We start from the raw sequence: 16,147 nt of genomic DNA, 5'->3' as shown, positions 1-16,147 counted from the left end.
CTGCGGCAGGCTCGGGCAACGGAATCCCACCACCACCGAACAGGGTCTGCTGCCAGGCGCGCCGTTCTTTCGTAAGTCGTCGAACGACGGGACACATCAGGCATCACCTGGCAACAGACCCCGTCAGGAACAAACCCCGGTCATCAGGACCGGTAATCCATCCCTACTAAACGATTAGGACCCTAACACCGGCTACGCTGCCAGTAGCCGCGTAACCACAAATCCCGTGTCCACTACATGGGGGCAAGGCCCCCCAACAACCCCGATACTGAATTAGGGAATGCAGTCCGCGCGAGATGCGTTTACCGCAACCGACTGCCAACTGACGTTGCAGTGACTGCTCGAAACGAATGGGGCAACGATGTCGGTGGAGTATGTCGAATACGAATCCAACGTCGATATTCGCTTTCCCGAAAACATCGCCTGGCTCGACACCGATACCGATTGCAGCGTGGTGCTGTCGCAACCCCACACCGACCCGGAACTCTGGAACCGCTACGTGGATGCGGCGGAGCAAAGCTATCGCCGGCACGGCGTCGAAGCGGTCGTCGACGCTGCCGCGATCCGCGGCGGTGCCGACACCGCGCTATTCTGGACGGTCCTGGACCGCGGCGGCAACATGGTCGGCGGCTTGCGTGCCAAAGCCCCGCTCGGCGGCGCCGATGATTCTCATGCCGTGGTCGAGTGGGCCGGCCGGCCCGGACTGGCCATGGTGCGCAAGATGATCAACGACCGGGTGCCCTTTGGCGTCATGGAGATGAAAACGGCGTGGGTCTCCGACAACCGGACCAGCCAGCACGCCATCACGAATCTCCTGGCCCGCACCGCCTATCACGCCACCAGCGTCATGGGCGTGCAGTTCGTGATGGCCACGGCAGCCCAGCACGTCCTGGAATTGTGGAAATCCGGTGGCGGCGTGGTGGCGCCCATTCCGGCCACGCCGTACCCGGACGAGCGCTACCGCACCAAGATGATGTGGTGGGATCGACGGACCATGGTCAATCATTCTCAGCCGGAGCAGATTACGAAGGCGCTGCACGAGATCGACGCGATATCAACCAGGCTGGTCGCCGGTTGATGCCAGCTGTGGACGCTAACCACATCTCGATCCTCGACCCGCAGAACCCCGCCGACGCGGAATCCCTCGAAGCGCTGCTGCGCGACCCGACGGTGAACACCGTGGACACCTGGGCCGACCAGTTCGCCGCGCTGGCCGAACTCCGGCCGGCACCGACGTCCGATCTCCTCGACGAGCCCGCCCGCTGGGTCTACTACCCGTGGCGCGCGACGGTGCTGAAGCTGCTGGGACCGCGGTCGTATCGCCGACTGCGTCTGGACCGCAACCGGCATCTGGCCACCAGCGGCGAACAGGACCGGCTGGGCCGCCTCCGCATCGGCATCGTCGGACTCAGCTCGGGCCACCTCATCGCTCACTCGCTCGCCGTAGCGGGGTTCTGCGGCGAGCTGCGGCTCACCGATTTCGACACGCTGGGCGTGTCCAATCTCAACCGCATTCCCGCAACGGTTTTCGACATCGGCCTCAACAAGGCGACCGCCGCCATGCGCCGGATCGCCGAACTCGATCCCTACCTCCTCGTCCGGCATTCGTCCGCCGGACTGAGTGCCGACGCCCTCGCGCCGTTCCTCGACGGGCTCGACGTACTGGTCGAGCAATGTGACTCGTTGGAGATGAAACTGCACCTCCGGCACGGCGCCCGCGCCCGCGGGATCCCGGTGCTGATGGCCACCAGCGACCGCGGGCTGATCGACGTCGAACGCTTCGACATCGATCCCACCCGCCCGGTCTTCCACGGACTGCTCGGCGACATCGACCCCGACGCGATGGCGGGCCTGCCGATCGCCCAGAAGTTGCCGTACCTCATGCAGGTCTTCGACCCGGCCAGAGTTTCGCCGCGAATGGGTGCGTCCCTACTCGAGGTGGGCCGCACGCTGTCGGCCTGGCCACAGCTCGTCGGCGACGTAACCGTCGGAGCGGCAACAGTTTTGGAAGCCATCCGCCGGATCGGGCTGGACGAACCGCTGGCGTCGGGGCGCACCCAGGTCGACATCGGCGGTCTGCTCGGCGAATTGGCCGAACCCACCCGCGCGGACCCACCTGCCGACGGCGCCCTGCCGCCGTCCCCTGCGGTCGCCACCGGTCTCGGCCAGGTCGTCGACGCCGCGGTCGCCGCCGCGATCCGCGCCCCGTCAGGCGGCAATTCCCAGCCCTGGCACATTGCGGCGACCGCCGACAGCGTCGTCATAGGCATCGATCCCGCGCGCACGTCGACCATGGACGTCGGCTTCCGGGGCAGCGCGGTCGCCATCGGAGCCGCGGCATTCAACGCCCGAGTTGCTGCCGCCGCCAACGGTTTTGCCGCCGACGTGGCATACACCGAACCCGACGGCGAAGCCCCGCTGCAGATCGCCCTCCGGCTGCGGCCTGGCGCCGACCCTGAGCTCGCAGCGTGGTACCCAGGGATCTTCGTGCGTGAGACCAACCGCCACCGCGGTACGGGAGCACCGTTGCCACCCGAGGTGACCGAGACATTGTCACGGGTGGCACAGCAACACGACGCACGTGTGCACGCCATGGTCGACCATGACGAGATCGCACGCGCAGCAACGGTCTTCGCCGACGCCGACCGGATCCGCTACCTCACCCCCACCCTGCACCGCGAGATGATCTCGGAACTGCGCTGGCCCGGCGACGACGACTCGGACTTCGGCATCGACGTCCGTTCCCTGGGGCTCGCTTCCGGCGATCTGGCCGTACTGCCCCTGCTGCGCCGGGCCGACGTCGTCGCCGCACTCGACGACTGGGATGCCGGCTCCGTCCTCGGGGACGACACAAGAGATCGCATGCGTTCCAGCAGTGCGATCGTCACCGTTCTGGTCCGAGGCGCGGCGCTGAGCGACTTCGCCCGTGGCGGTGCCGCCGTGGTCGCCGTGTGGATGGCGGCGCAGGACGCGGGCCTGACCGTGCAGCCGATGTCGCCGCCGTTTCTCTACGCCCACACCGGAACCGAGCTCGGCGAACTGTCCGGCAAGTACGCCGACGAACTCCGCCGACTACAGGACACATTCCACGCGTTGACCAGCAAAGGGCCGGACGAGACGGTGGTCCTCGCGCTCCGAATATCCGATGCGCCACCAGCTTCGGTACCCAGCCGCAGGAGCACCGCCTTTGAGGTCAGCGCAGGTTAAGCTGAGCGTCTCATGTCCATCGACGAGTCTCCCCCTTCACTGGATCGCGTGGTCACAGAGGTTGCGACGCGGTTGATGGCCGCCGATTCCGGCAACTCCACCAAGGTGTACACAGACGTTCTGGAAATCCTCGTCAACTACTTCGAGGTCGACGTCAGCTTCCTGCGTCGCAACGACCATGAGATCGGTGCTTCGATCCTCGTCGCGGAATGGCCACTGCGGCCGGAGATTCCGGACCCCGACCCCCTGCGCGTGGTGTACTTCGCCGACGCCGACCCGGTCTTCGCAGAGACCGAGCACCGCAAGACGCCGCTGATCGTGCGCCCCGACCCGGAACCGGACGACTACCAGCGCCGCATCGAGGCGGACCGCAACGTCCCCCAGATATCACTGGCAGCAACACCTTTGGTGTCCGGCGAACGAACCACCGGCGCGCTGGGCTTCGTCAAGTACGGCAACCGGGAGTGGGTCACCGAGGAGATCAACGCGCTGCAGGCCATCGCTTCGCTGTTGACCCAGGCCCAATCTCGGGTACTCGCCGAAGAGCAGCTCCGGTACCTGGCCGAACACGACGATCTGACCGGTCTGAACAACCGGCGCGCCCTCATCGCCCACCTCGATGCCCGGTTGCAGCCGGGACAACCCGGCCCGGTGACCGCGCTCTTCTTCGACCTCGATCGGCTCAAGGCCATCAATGACTACCTGGGGCACAGCGCGGGAGATTCGTTCATCCGCGTCTTCGCCCAGCGCCTCACCGAAGGGGTCGACAGCAAGACCGTGATCGCCCGGCTCGGCGGTGACGAGTTCGTCGTCGTCCCGGCCGAGCCGATATCCGCGAGCAAGGCCGAAGCCCTCGCCTACCAGCTTCAGGACTCACTGCGGCGCCGCGTCTGGATCGACGGTGAACGGCTCACGCGGGCAGTGAGTGTCGGCGTCGCTTCGGGTATTCCGGGCTCCGACACCTCCTCCGACCTGTTGCGCCGGGCCGACCAGGCCGTATTGAGCGCGAAGTCGGCGGGCGGGGACCGCGTCGCGGTGTTCACCACCGCGATGTCCCTGGAAACGGCCTACCGCAACGATATCGAGCTACATCTGCAGGACGTCATCGAGAATGGCGCACTGCTGCTCAATTACCTACCGGAAATCGACATGCGCACCGGGAAGCTGCTCGCGACCGAAGCGCTCGTACGCTGGGACCATCCCACGCGCGGGCTGCTCCCGCCGGCCGCATTCATCGGCATCGCCGAATCGATCAACCTGGCAGGCGAATTGGGCCGTTGGGTGCTACGGACGGCGTGTCGCGAATTCGCCCGGTGGCGCGAGGACTTCCTGGCTTCGAAATCCGGCAGCGATGATGCCGATGACCGCGACGATTTCGAACTACGCGTCAACGTCTCCCCGGTCCAGCTGGTGACCGACGGCTTCGCCGAGTCGGTGGCCGACATCCTCGACGAATTCGGTCTCGACCGCGGATCGGTGTGCCTGGAGATCACCGAGAACGTCGTCGTCCAGGACAGCGAGTCCTCCCGCGCCACCCTGGCGGACCTCCGCAGAACCGGGGTCCGGCTGGCGATCGACGACTTCGGCACCGGCTACAGCGTGCTGTCCCATCTCAAGTCGCTACCGGTCGACATCCTCAAGATCGACCGCAGCTTCGTCACCGATCTGGGTTCCAACCCCGGCGACCTCGCGATCGTCCGGGCGATCATCGCACTGGCCGACTCGTTCGGTCTCCAGATCGTCGCCGAGGGTGTCGAAACCACAGCTGCCGCAACCACACTGCTGCGCCTCGGCTGTCACCGTGCGCAGGGCTTCCTGTTGTCGCGGCCGCTGCCGAGCGACCAGATGGCGACGCTGTACCGCAAGGGACGGGTACCGGTCCGGTTCACCAGCGAGATGTGATCCGAACCGCGCTAGCGCGCAACCAGTTCCACGCGGGCGAATCTGCTGGCGGGCAGGCCCACGATACAGACCTCGAGGGCGCCGGCCGGCGCCGCGGCAGTCTCGACGGATGCGCCCTTGCCGGTGAAATCGGGCGAGATCACGACGCCGTGGCGCGCACGTACGAAGTACGGCCCGTCGGGTGTGTTCAGTTCGGCTCCGATGATCCGGCGGTCTTCGAACAGCAGCGCCTGCAGCGTGCTGGCCGCGCTCACCGCGATATCGCGTTCGGCGGCCGCCGCCGCCAGCCAGTCGAACAATTGGCCCGGTCCGTCGCCCGTGCTCCATTCGATGGCGCCGAGCGAAGACAGCTGGAGCGTCGTGCCCGCCGAGTCGCGCAGGGTCTCCGAGGACCAGCCGCGAACCGTGCTGTAGAGCGCGCCGGTGGCCGAATCCAGGCACACCCGGGCCCAGTCGAGCAGTCCCGCGCCGAAGAACGTCTCGATGGTGCGCGTGTGCGTCTCGGACTCCGTCAGCTCGCGCACGACACGGGCCGGCACCGAAGCGCCGTCCGACGGCGGTTCGGCCGCGTCATCGACTTCGGCGGTCACCGCAGCGAAATAGACGGCGGTGGCGTCGAGCTGCTCGCCGAGGTCGGGCTCGGCCGCTTCGACTTCGCCGGGTCCGCCGGCTTCCGGGGCGGGCTCGTCGTCGGGAATCCCTCGCGGTACGCCGAACTCGTCGATCCTTGCGTCGAGCGTGGCGCCCAGAGTGACGCAATGCACATCATCGCCGCGCAGCCAGCGCCCGTCATCGGCGTGCAGCGCTCCGGCAACCATCACATCTGCGGCGGCGTCGACCGCGGCAATGGCTGTCGCCAGGCCACCGATACCGGCGCCGACGCACAGCACGTCAACTTCTGCGTCCCAATCCAACCTGAAATCCCTGAGTTAAGCGGCAGCGAATTGCAACAATCCGACAGCCAGGGATCGATTTCGCCGTGCGGCTACTTTACATACTCTCGGAATGAACGACACCAACAACGGCCTACGTTATGGCACCCTTAGGATGATTCCGGGGGGCTAGCCACAGAACGCGCGCTGACGGAAGGTGATCGACGAATGGGGCGCCAGCCGCGATCCGAAGTGACCCGACGCAAGATCATTGACTCTGCTGTCGATTTGATCAACGAGATCGGTTATCCCGCCGCGGGATTGGCTGACATCATCGAACGCGCCGAGCTGACCAAGGGCGCGCTCTACTATCACTTCGACTCCAAAGAAGCACTGGCCACTGTCATCATCGAAGAGGCAATGGTTCTGCTGCACAACGTGTTCCAGTCCGCACGGGACTCCGAGCACAGCGCCATGGAATCACTGATCGTCGGCACCTTCACCACCAGCGACCTGTTGGCGACCAACCGGACCGCCCAAGCGGGGACCAAACTGCTGCGCACGTTCGCCGGCTTCAACCCGACGGCGCGACACAGTTACGTGAACTTCGTCGACCAGTTCACCTCGGACATCAAGCGCGCCGAAACAGACGGCGACCTGCGCCCGGGCGCGGACCCCGCCGACGTCGCCAACACGCTGGTGGCCTGGATCCTCGGCGCGGAGTTGATGTCAAGCGCCGCGTCCGACGGCAACGATCTCCGGGAGCGGTTCGCCAGGCAGTGGCGCGTTCTGATGCCGGCGATCGTGACCGCGGACTCGCTCGACCGCCATCTTGCCTTCATGGCGGCCGCATCCACGCGACAGACGAACACCGTGGAGCAGACCACCACCTGAAACCCACATCGCTAACTAAGTTCACTTCTTTGTTGCTAGGCTGCCATCAGCCCAAGCGACAGAGGAGTCTGCATGGACCTCAATTGGTCGGCCAGTGATCTGGCATTCCGCGATGAAGTACGCACGTTTCTGCAGGAAAATCTGACACCGGACATCCAAGAAGCCGGTCGCCTGATGACCAGCGTGTACAGCGATCACGACGCGAGCCTGGACTGGCAGCGCATCCTGCACGAGCGCGGCTGGGCGGCGCCGGCCTGGCCGGTGGAGTACGGCGGCTGCGATTGGAGCTTGACCCAGCACTACATCTTCAGCCGGGAGTCGATCCTGGCCGGGGCGCCGTCGCTGTCCCCGATGGGCATCCGGATGGTGGCACACGCGATCATCCGGTTCGGCACTGCCGAACAGAAGGACTACTTCCTGCCCCGCATCCTGACCGGCGAGGTCTTCTTCTGCCAGGGCTACTCCGAACCCGAGGCCGGGTCCGACCTGGCCGCCCTGACCATGGCCGCCGCTTCCGACGGCGACGACCTGGTGTGCACCGGCAGCAAGATCTGGACCACCCACGCCACCGAGGCGAACTGGATGTTCGCACTGGTGCGCACCACCCGCACCGCCAAGAAGCAGCAGGGCATCACCTTCGTCCTGATCGACATGAGCACACCCGGTATCGAAATCCGGCCACTGGTCATGACGTCGGGCGAAGAGGTCCAGAACCAGGTCTTCTTCGACGAGGTCCGGGTGCCCAAGAGCAACGTCATCGGGCAGATCGACGACGGCTGGACCGTCGCGAAGTACCTGCTCGAATTCGAACGCGGCGGCGGTGCGGCCGCCCCGGGCCTGCAGGTGCTGGCCGACGAGATCGCCACGGCGGCGGCGCACGCGCCGGGCCCCGAGGGCGGCGTGCTGCTCGACGATGCCGCGTTCTCGCGCAAGCTCGCCGATGCGCGAATCCGCACCGAAGTGCTCGAGATTCTCGAATACCGCGTGCTGGCCGCGCTGGCCGGCGGCGGACATCCGGGCGCAGCGTCGTCGATGCTGAAGGTGCTCTCCACCGAGTTGAGCCAGACCCTGACCGAACTCGCCATGGAGGCCGCCGGCCCCCGCGGCCGGGCGTACCAGCCGCATGCCACCCGTCCCGGTGGACCGGTGGCCGAATTCGCCCCTCCCCCAGACGGTTACGTCAGCGGCGAGGCATGGCAGGCGGTCGCGCCGCTGCGGTATTTCAACGACCGCGCCGGCTCGATCTACGCCGGCAGCAACGAAATTCAGCGCAATATCCTCGCCAAAGCAGAATTGGGGCTGTAGATGGACTTCACCTTCTCCGCGGAACAGGAACTTCTCCGGGACGGCCTGTCCAAGTTCCTGGCCGGCCGGTATGACCTCGAAACCAGCCGGGCAGCAGCGAAATCGGGGCCCGGTTGGCAGCCTGACATCTGGCAGTCGTTCGCCGAGGAACTCGGCATCCTCGGCGCCGCGCTGCCGGAAGACGCGGGTGGCATCGGCGGCGGGCCCGTCGAGGTCATGCTGATCGCCGAAGCGCTGGGTCACGCCCTGGTCATCGAACCGTACGTGGACACCGCGGTGGTCGCAGCCGGTCTGTTGCTGCGATCCGGTAGCCCGGTTGCCGGCCCCATCTTGGCGGAAATCGCCTCCGGCACAGCCGTTGTCGCGCTTGCCGCGGCCGAGGCCCACAGCGGCGACCGGTGGCAGGACGTCCAGACCACCGCCTCCCGCGACGGCGACGACTGGGTGCTGCGCGGCGACAAGATCATGGTGGTCAACGCGCCGTTGGCCACCCACCTGCTCGTCACCGCACAGACACCCGGCGGCATCTCACTGTTCCTGGTCGACATCTCCGAGCCCCGCGAGGGGCTGGTAATGCACAGCTACCGCACCGTCGACGACCGTCGGGCCGCCGACCTGGAACTCCGCGACGTCCGGCTGCCGGGCGACGCGCTCCTCGGCGCCGAGGGCGAGGCGTGGCCGTCGATCGCCCAGGCCCGCGACGAGGGCGCCGCCGCCGTGTGCGCCGAAGCCGTCGGCAACATGCGGAAGGCGTTGGCGGACACCGTCGAATACGCCAAGCAGCGCCAGCAGTTCGGCCAGCCGATCGGCAGCTTCCAGGCCCTGCAGCATCGCATGGTCGACATGCACATGGAGCTCGAACAGTCCGTGTCGGCGGTGTACCTTGCCGTGCTCAACCTGGAAGCCGACGCGCACACCCGGGCACGCGCGGTTTCCGCGGCCAAGGCCACCGTCGGCCGCGCCGCACGGTTCATCGGCCAGAACGCCGTACAGCTGCACGGCGGCATGGGTATGACCGAAGAGCTCGCCATCGGCCACTACTTCAAGCGGCTCACCGCCGTTCAGTACGAATACGGCTCCACCGACCACCACGTGACCCGCTACGCAGAACTGACCCGCGGCTGAGTTCGGCGCCGCGCAACTCTGGGTGTGCCCTCACCTGATCCGGCCGGACCGGATCAGGTGAGCGTCATCTGCTTCTGCGCGTACAGCTTTGCCCACTCGGCGCGCGGCCGGATCGACGTGTCGACGTCGACGGCTTTGGCGCGCAGGGCACCCGCCGTCGCCTGGTCCTTCGGGGTCAACTTGAACGGGTCCCAGCCGAAGAACCGGCAGGAGTTCTGCCAGGTGATCTTGTCGATGTCGGAATCGCTTGCGCCCGCGGCATTCAACTCGGCCAGCACCTGCTCGGGCGCATCGGGCCAGAAGCAGTCCGAGTGCGGATAGTCGCACTCCCAGGCGATGATGTCGATACCGATCTCGTGGCGCAGCTTCAGCGACGTCTTGTCGGTGACGTAGCACGCCAGCGAATGCTCACGGAAGACGTCACTGGGCAGCTTGTCCCCGAAGTCGCGGCGCAGCCATTTCTGGTTGGTGTAGTGCCGGTCGCTGCGATCCAGATAGAACGGGATCCAACCGATACCGCCTTCGGAGAACGCGAATTTCAGGTCCGGGTAGTTGCGCATCGCCGGGCCCCACAGCAGGTCCTGGGCGCACATCGCAGAGACCTGCGTGGCCAGGATGATCAGATTGTCGATCGGGGCGTCCTTGGCCATCGAGATCGCGCCGAAACCGGTGCCGATGTGCAGGCACATCACGACGTTCTCTTCCGACAGGGTACGGAACACCGGGCCCCAGTAGTCTTCGTCGAAGTAGCTCGGCAGGCCTTCCAGGTGCGGCAACTCGGGCATCGTCACCGCCCGGCACCCTTTCGCGGCGACGCGACGGATCTCACGGCACATCGCCTCGGGGTTCCACGTCGGCAGGATCGCGATGGGGATGAACCGGTCCGGGTACGAACCGGCCCATTCATCGATATGCCAGTCGTTGTAGGCCGAGACCATCACCAGGGTGGCCTCTTCGCGGTGCATGTTCAGGTGCCGGGCGGAGAAACCGGTGAAGGTCGGGAAGCACATCGAGGCCAGGATGCCGTTGCGGTTCATGTCGCGTACCCGCTCGTGCACGTCGTAGACGCCGGGACGCATCTCGGCGAACCCGGCAGGATCGCGACCCCACTCCTCGGCCGGCCAGGAGACCACGGCATTGAGCCCGCTCACTCCTTGGGGGCGGCCCTGGTACATCCACTGGTCGACGCCCTTGTCGTCGGTGACGACGATCGGCGCCTCGGGCTTGTACTTGTCCGGAACATGGTTGACGAACATGTCGGGCGGCTCCACAACATGGTCATCGATGCTCACCAGGATCAGGTCGTCGGTATTCACATTGCTCCTCACGTCCGCGACTGCACACTCAGTAGTACCGTCTAGAGGCGTGACCGTCTCTGCACTTTCGGACAGAGGTTTATCTCAAACGGCCAAGATGCCCGCGCGGCCGGTGATCGAGCTGCGCCGCGGCGGCCGCGCCCTCGGCGGCAGCTACCTCTACGAGGGCGACGCGCTGATCACCGGCTGGCACTCGCACGAGGTGCACCAGATCGAATACGCGCTGCACGGCCTCGTCGAGGTGGAAACCGATGTCGCCCACTATCTGCTGCCGCCGCAACAGGCCGCCTGGATACCGGCCGGCCTGCCCCATCAGGCGGTGATGAATCCCGACGTCCAGACCGTTGCCGTGATGTTCGATCCCGGCCTGATCTCGGACCGGTCGGACCGGGCTCGCATCATCGCCGTTTCCCCGCTGATCCGCGAGATGATGATCTACGCGTTGCGGTGGCCCATCGACCGGCCGGACGGCGATGCCGTCTCGGACGGGTTCTTTCGCACCCTGGCACATCTCGTGGTCGAGGCGCTGGACCACGAAGCACCGCTGAGCCTGCCGACGTCCGAGCACCCGATCGTCGCCGCGGCAATGGCCTATACGAAGGCGCATCTCGCTTCGGCAACGGCCGAACAGGTGAGCCGCGCGGTCTCGGTATCTGAACGCACGCTGCGCCGGCTGTTCCAGGAGTCCATCGGATTGTCTTGGCGGACTTACCTTCTCAACGCCCGGATGCTCCGGGCGATGGCATTGCTGACAGAACCGGGACAGTCGGTGCAGGCCACTGCCACCGCGGTCGGCTTCGAGAGCCTGAGCGCGTTCACCCGCTGCTTCACCCAGTTCAGCGGGCGATCACCGTCGGGTTACCGGCGCCAGACCGCGGAGACGGCGCGCCCGCCGCGCGAGGCCCGGTAAGGGTCGCGATCACGGCCGGTCGCCGTCATCGATATCCCAGGTGCGATCACATCGCGCCTCGGTCTCGGCGATCAACCGCGCGTTCGGCTCGTCGACCGCACGCACCCAGTGCTCGGCCGCGATCAAACTCCGCCCGCCGGCGATGTGGCGCGCGAGCAGCCGCTGCCGCCGCACGTCGTCGGCGCCCCTGAGGTAGTACAGCCCATCGATCAACTCCCGCGCCCCGGAAAAGCCGTGGGACGGCAACGCCAGATAGTTCCCCTCCGTGACCACGAGCCGGGCCGCCGCGGGCACAACCAGACCGGCCGCCACGGACTCCTCGAGCGCCCGATCGAACCGTGGCACATAGACATCAGCAGTTTGATACGCGTCCCGCACCCGAGCCAGCGCCACCAGGAAACCGGCCGCATCGAAGGTGTCCGGGGCGCCCTTACGGCCTTTGCGGCCGAGCCGCGCCAGCTGCCCATTGGCGAGGTGAAACCCATCCATGGGCAGTAGGGCGGCGAAATCGCGCTGCGTGGCATTGAATTCATCGACGAGCCGCTCGGCCGCGGTCGACTTGCCGACACCCGGTGGCCCGGTCAGACCGACGATCACCCGGCCCGACCGCTCCTCGAGCAGTCGGGCGACATCGTCCGTCAACCGGGCCATGGCGCGGACATTAGCCGGTCGGCGCGGCCAAGTCGAAGACGTGCGGCGCGCGATACCGGCAATGTCACCGGTGCTGCGGCTCGGGCGCACACGCGGTCAACAGCTCCGTGCCGTCCTTGCCTGCGACGTCAGCGGGACTCAACCAGCCGAATCCCTGGAACCAGTAGGTATCCGCTGCATGCCGGCCCGACTCGGTGACGGCCGGGCCGAGGTCGGTTGTGGTGGTCTCCGGCTCCCCGCTGCTGCGGTAGACCCGCAGCAGCACCGTTTTCCGGGTCCGCCAGTCGAATCCGCCGGGCAGCGGCCGGATCACCGCGAAGCCCGGATACGGCCCGGTGGCGGTCAGGGAGTCGAACGGTACGGCATTGCGTGAGTCGGCAGCCAGTACCAGATCCGTCTGACCGGGCTGGAATGTCAGGATCACGCCGTCCACCGGACCGCAGTAGCGGCCGGGCCAGATTCGCAACGTCCCGTCGGTGACCCGCACCCCGAAAACCCTTGGCAGTTGCCGCCCCTGCGCAGGGTCACGTGAACAGAGCGCCAGGAACTTCGTGCCGTCCCGGGCCGCGACTTCCGCGGGGTTGAGCCAACCGATGCCCTCGAACCAGTAGGTGTCCGGCGGATGCCGGTCCGACTCCGTGATGGCCTCGCCCAGCTTGCTGACAGCGCCGAATGATCGTGGGGACTGCGGGAAGACGGACACGGTGTCCGCGGTGCGCCAGTCGAATCCGGCGGGCAGCGGCGTCACCACGTCGAACCCTGGGTAGGGCCCGCCGACGGTGAGGTACTCGACTTCGACGCCGGGGTTCGGCGGAGCCTTGCGTGAACCGACGGCTGCCGGCAACGGCGGCACCTCGAGCTTCAGTTCCGCCTTGACGCGGCCATCGGTGTTGAAGGTGACGTCGACGGCCGTCGTGCCGCGGCATGGTGAGCCGGTCCACACCCGCAGTTGTCCGTCGGTCACCCGGACTCCGAATTGAACCGGTAGTGACGGCTTCCCCAGCGGATCACAGCCGCACAACGCCAGCAGTGTCACGAAAGCCACACCCAGACAGCGGATTCGCCGGATCACGAATAGCCCCCGTCCGATGCGCCGGCGTTGGTCTCGAACGGATTTCGGCGGCCGGTGAGCTTTTCGGCGGCCAGACTGATCGCGTACTGCTTGGCGAATTCCACCGGTCCCAACGCGGCCCATTGTCCCGAGTGCCGCTCTTCGTGATGCAGGATGCGGTCGATGTCCATGTCCTGCTGGCGCGCGCCGCCGGGTCCGTCGTACCACATCTGACCCGACCCGATGATCTTGCGGAGTTGGTCGCCGGCATCCGTCGGGTGATCGATGTTGATCAGGAACACGTCACCGTACGTGGATCCGGCCTGCTGGCTCAGCTGGTTCTGGATGAACCCGCCGCCCAGCCCCATCAGCATGCCGTTGGGCGTGGTGGCGAACCGCCCGCCGCTGCCCGCTAGTCGCGGAACCTGTTCGTAGCTCCAGGAATTCGCCGACTGCCGGTCGGCGATGCGCCGCACCTCGTCAGCGGTGTAGGGCGTCTCGGCGAAGTCGGTGGTCGGGTTTCCCTTGGTGTAGCTGGTGCCCGCGTTGAGGATGTACGTCATCAACACTGCCCGGCGGGCGTCGTCGGCGCTGGTCCCCGGGGATAGCAGGAAGTAGGTGTTGTCGTCGCTGGGATCGCTGCTCGTTCGGTGGTTGTCGACGGCGCGCTGCAGGCCCTCGAGGATGTCGAAACTCGCCGGGGTGAGATTCTGCTGCCGCGCGATGTCGACGATGACCCGAGGCGGCACACCCTTTTTCGCCGCATTCTGCAGCCACTCCCGGTAGTACCCGGCGCTGTCCCCACTCAGCAGACCCGCGTCGCGCAGCGCGTCTTCGTACTTGTTGACGGGGTCGTACCCGGCTTCCCCGGGATCATCTCCGATTCGTGCGTCCTTCGCTTCCGGCACGTCGAACGGAATGCGTTCGGCGGCTGCCCGGTCGCCGTGCTCGTAAAGGAACGCAGCCGAATCGAGCTTCCCCGCGAACGCGGACATGCCGTGTCCGAGCACCTGCGCACGGCGCAGGAGCGCAGCCCCCACTTCTCGACACGCCTGGCCGCTGTCGAGTTCGGCCACCGGGCCCGCGGCGGCGGAGAGTGCCGCGCCGCCACCGTCGTTGCACAGCCCGCGGGCCAGGTCCGCCAACTCCGCCGCGGTTTCCCGCAACGAGGCCACGACGACCGTCAACGGCGCGGTCATGCCAGTTCCCAACCGACCTTGCGGAGCTGATAGCCGGTGTCCCGGTCGGCCGCCTCGAACTTCGCGAGCAGCAGTTTGATCGCGTTCTCGACCTCGATCCGCTTGGCCGCGATCTGCAGTGCCTGGACCGGCGAAACCCGCGAATACCAGCGGAGCCAGAAGCCCGGCGTGACCCCACCGTCGTCGGCGACGTCCCACTGCGACTCGGCAGCGTCGACTGTCTTTTTGAGATTGGCGCGCAGCTCGATGAGCTGGGCACCACCTGTCGCCAACGGCTCGGCCACGGCATCGAGGTGGTTCCGATATGCGGTCTGCTCATCGAGTGATTCGCGGCCCTGCTTCTGCGCGGCATCGGCGGCGGTACCGGTCCAGCCCTCGGCCAGGTGCGCGAATTGTGTTCGTGCCCGGTCGATCTGGGCGTCGACACGCTGGGCCGCGGCCCGCGCGCCGAGGGATGCGGTCAGCAGCGATTCCGGATCGGAATTCAGCACCTGCGACACCGTGTACGGCATGGACCGTCCCCCGTTCCCATCGGTGTCTCCATTGTCCCCCACGGGGCGCAGGCCACCGTCACCAAAAATCGCATCCCGACCGGGGGTGTCACCGAGTGGGAACCGCCCTTCCACGGTCGCTGTGGGCCGACTAAGACCGAATGATGACCTCCCACATCGCTCCCCCGCCGGACACCATGCACGCCATGGTGCTGACCGAGTTCGGCGGCCCCGAGGTGCTGCACGCCGCCGAGTTGCCGACCCCGGTGCCCGGGGCCGACGAGGTGCTGGTCGAGATCGCCTGCACCAGCGTCAACCCGGCGGACTGGAAAACTCGCGAGGGCAAGCTCTCCGCCTACATCGACTATCACTTCCCGTTCGTGCTGGGCTTCGACCTGGCCGGTGTCGTCGCGGCGGTCGGGCCGGGCGTGACGCGCTGGCAGGTGGGTGATCAGGTCTTCGGAATGTCCAACCAGCGCAACGGTGCAGACGGCACGTATGCCGAATACTGCCTCGCATCGTCCGAGCTGCTCGCGCCACTGCCCGCGGGCTGGAGCCACGTCGACGCCGCGGGACTGCCGGTGGCGGGCAGCACGGCCTATGGCGGCATGGTCGATGCCGGCGGGCTGCGGGACGGCCAGACCGTCCTGATCAACGGCGGCGCCGGCGGCGTCGGCAGCGCCGCGATCCAGATCGCCCGGGCGCTGGGCGCGCGGGTGGCGGTGACGTGCAGCCCGAAGAACTTCGATTACGTCACCGGGCTCGGCGCTGAGCTGGCCATCGACTACCGGGGCGGCGACGTCGTCGCGCAGCTGCGGGCCTGGGCCCCGTCGGGCGTCGATCTGGTGCTCGACGCTGTCGGGCTGGACACCCTGCTGCCGCATGCCGAGGAGCTGGTGGCACCCGGCGGCAACTACGTCGAGATCGAGACGCTCATCTCGCGCGCCGACGCGGAGCGGGTGGCCCGTGCTGCCGAGCGCGGGGTGCGGATCGTCTCCAACATGATCGTGGTCCAGCGCCAGCCCCAGCATCTGATGGAGTTGGCCGCACTGTGCGCCAGGGGCGTGATCCGGCCGCCGGAAACCGAGGTACTGCCGCTGTCGAAGGTGGCTGACGCGCACCGCCTCGTCGAGGCCGGTCATGTCCGCGGCAAGGTCATCCTCGCCACGCGTCCCCACTGAGCCGTCCGGCCAAAGCCCTTGGGACGGAGACATATCCGATATC

Annotated in this window: 14 protein-coding genes; 8 read left to right on the top strand and 6 right to left on the bottom strand. The window is 66.9% G+C overall.

Features of this window, described 5'->3' with window-relative positions; genetic code table 11:
* The first annotated feature begins 361 nt into the window (after nt 1–361).
* Genes G6N46_RS00330 through G6N46_RS00320 form a run of 3 tightly spaced genes read left to right on the top strand, consistent with a single transcriptional unit; the run spans nt 362 to nt 5,109 of the window.
* Nucleotides 362–1,078, top strand: a complete 717-nt coding sequence (locus G6N46_RS00330) for a hypothetical protein (RefSeq protein ID WP_138249888.1) — start codon at nt 362–364, stop codon at nt 1,076–1,078.
* Nucleotides 1,078–3,207, top strand: coding sequence for an Rv1355c family protein (locus tag G6N46_RS00325; protein WP_138249889.1), 2,130 nt, complete (start codon nt 1,078–1,080; stop codon nt 3,205–3,207). Before G6N46_RS00330 ends, G6N46_RS00325 begins: the two co-directional genes overlap by 1 nt.
* A 12-nt stretch (nt 3,208–3,219) precedes the next feature.
* Nucleotides 3,220–5,109 carry a putative bifunctional diguanylate cyclase/phosphodiesterase gene (locus G6N46_RS00320; RefSeq protein WP_138249890.1) on the top strand — a complete coding sequence of 630 codons (1,890 nt, stop codon included), beginning with the start codon at nt 3,220–3,222 and terminating at the stop codon, nt 5,107–5,109.
* Between the two features lie 11 nt (nt 5,110–5,120).
* On the opposite strand, the gene G6N46_RS00315 is transcribed toward G6N46_RS00320, so the two are convergent.
* Nucleotides 5,121–6,023 (bottom strand): hypothetical protein, encoded by a 903-nt coding sequence (locus G6N46_RS00315; RefSeq protein WP_131808831.1) that lies wholly within the window; start codon nt 6,021–6,023, stop codon nt 5,121–5,123.
* A gap of 186 nt (nt 6,024–6,209) precedes the next feature.
* Here G6N46_RS00315 and G6N46_RS00310 point away from each other — a divergent pair, with 186 nt between their 5' ends.
* From G6N46_RS00310 to G6N46_RS00300, 3 genes are all read left to right on the top strand, one after another.
* A complete protein-coding gene (locus G6N46_RS00310) occupies nt 6,210–6,875 on the top strand; it encodes a ScbR family autoregulator-binding transcription factor (RefSeq protein ID WP_061009914.1) in 666 nt (221 codons plus the stop codon).
* Between the two features lie 72 nt (nt 6,876–6,947).
* Nucleotides 6,948–8,180, top strand: coding sequence for an acyl-CoA dehydrogenase family protein (locus tag G6N46_RS00305; protein WP_064860413.1), 1,233 nt, complete (start codon nt 6,948–6,950; stop codon nt 8,178–8,180).
* Nucleotides 8,181–9,305 (top strand): acyl-CoA dehydrogenase family protein, encoded by a 1,125-nt coding sequence (locus G6N46_RS00300; protein WP_064860412.1) that lies wholly within the window; start codon nt 8,181–8,183, stop codon nt 9,303–9,305.
* 53 nt (nt 9,306–9,358) lie between these two features.
* On the opposite strand, the gene G6N46_RS00295 is transcribed toward G6N46_RS00300, so the two are convergent.
* Complete coding sequence (locus tag G6N46_RS00295) at nt 9,359–10,621, bottom strand: amidohydrolase family protein (protein ID WP_064860411.1); 1,263 nt, start codon at nt 10,619–10,621, stop codon at nt 9,359–9,361.
* Between the two features lie 49 nt (nt 10,622–10,670).
* Between G6N46_RS00295 and G6N46_RS00290 the strand changes: the two genes are divergently transcribed.
* Nucleotides 10,671–11,531 (top strand): AraC family transcriptional regulator, encoded by an 861-nt coding sequence (locus G6N46_RS00290; protein ID WP_174814004.1) that lies wholly within the window; start codon nt 10,671–10,673, stop codon nt 11,529–11,531.
* Nucleotides 11,532–11,540: 9 nt separating this feature from the next.
* Here G6N46_RS00290 and G6N46_RS00285 read toward each other — a convergent pair whose 3' ends face one another.
* From G6N46_RS00285 to G6N46_RS00270, 4 genes are all read right to left on the bottom strand, one after another.
* Nucleotides 11,541–12,182, bottom strand: coding sequence for a nucleoside/nucleotide kinase family protein (locus G6N46_RS00285; protein WP_138249891.1), 642 nt, complete (start codon nt 12,180–12,182; stop codon nt 11,541–11,543).
* A gap of 64 nt (nt 12,183–12,246) precedes the next feature.
* Nucleotides 12,247–13,146 carry a hypothetical protein gene (locus G6N46_RS00280; RefSeq protein WP_138249892.1) on the bottom strand — a complete coding sequence of 300 codons (900 nt, stop codon included), beginning with the start codon at nt 13,144–13,146 and terminating at the stop codon, nt 12,247–12,249.
* Nucleotides 13,147–13,250: 104 nt separating this feature from the next.
* The gene (locus G6N46_RS00275; RefSeq protein WP_138249893.1) at nt 13,251–14,432 is read right to left on the bottom strand and encodes a type VII secretion target; all 1,182 of its coding nucleotides are present in this window, start codon (nt 14,430–14,432) and stop codon (nt 13,251–13,253) included.
* On the bottom strand, nt 14,429–14,944 hold the full coding sequence (locus G6N46_RS00270; RefSeq protein WP_138249894.1) for a WXG100 family type VII secretion target: 516 nt from the start codon (nt 14,942–14,944) through the stop codon (nt 14,429–14,431). The genes G6N46_RS00275 and G6N46_RS00270 overlap by 4 nt, the downstream gene beginning before the upstream one ends.
* A gap of 143 nt (nt 14,945–15,087) precedes the next feature.
* Here G6N46_RS00270 and G6N46_RS00265 point away from each other — a divergent pair, with 143 nt between their 5' ends.
* Complete coding sequence (locus G6N46_RS00265) at nt 15,088–16,104, top strand: NADP-dependent oxidoreductase (protein ID WP_234880714.1); 1,017 nt, start codon at nt 15,088–15,090, stop codon at nt 16,102–16,104.
* The last annotated feature ends 43 nt before the right edge of the window (nt 16,105–16,147 follow it).

Source organism: Mycolicibacterium phocaicum (assembly GCF_010731115.1).
Taxonomy (GTDB): Bacteria; Actinomycetota; Actinomycetes; order Mycobacteriales; family Mycobacteriaceae; genus Mycobacterium; species Mycobacterium phocaicum.
Note: the sequence above shows the minus strand (reverse complement) of the source record. Positions and strands in the feature narration are given on the sequence as shown.

Coding starts and splice junctions, on each gene's coding strand:
- G6N46_RS00285 (WP_138249891.1), bottom strand. CDS start 12,182: ATGGCCCGGTTGACGGACGATGTCGCCCGACTGCTCGAGGAGCGGTCG.
- G6N46_RS00325 (WP_138249889.1), top strand. CDS start 1,078: ATGCCAGCTGTGGACGCTAACCACATCTCGATCCTCGACCCGCAGAAC.
- G6N46_RS00310 (WP_061009914.1), top strand. CDS start 6,210: ATGGGGCGCCAGCCGCGATCCGAAGTGACCCGACGCAAGATCATTGAC.
- G6N46_RS00305 (WP_064860413.1), top strand. CDS start 6,948: ATGGACCTCAATTGGTCGGCCAGTGATCTGGCATTCCGCGATGAAGTA.
- G6N46_RS00270 (WP_138249894.1), bottom strand. CDS start 14,944: ATGCCGTACACGGTGTCGCAGGTGCTGAATTCCGATCCGGAATCGCTG.
- G6N46_RS00320 (WP_138249890.1), top strand. CDS start 3,220: ATGTCCATCGACGAGTCTCCCCCTTCACTGGATCGCGTGGTCACAGAG.
- G6N46_RS00300 (WP_064860412.1), top strand. CDS start 8,181: ATGGACTTCACCTTCTCCGCGGAACAGGAACTTCTCCGGGACGGCCTG.
- G6N46_RS00265 (WP_234880714.1), top strand. CDS start 15,088: ATGACCTCCCACATCGCTCCCCCGCCGGACACCATGCACGCCATGGTG.
- G6N46_RS00330 (WP_138249888.1), top strand. CDS start 362: ATGTCGGTGGAGTATGTCGAATACGAATCCAACGTCGATATTCGCTTT.
- G6N46_RS00275 (WP_138249893.1), bottom strand. CDS start 14,432: ATGACCGCGCCGTTGACGGTCGTCGTGGCCTCGTTGCGGGAAACCGCG.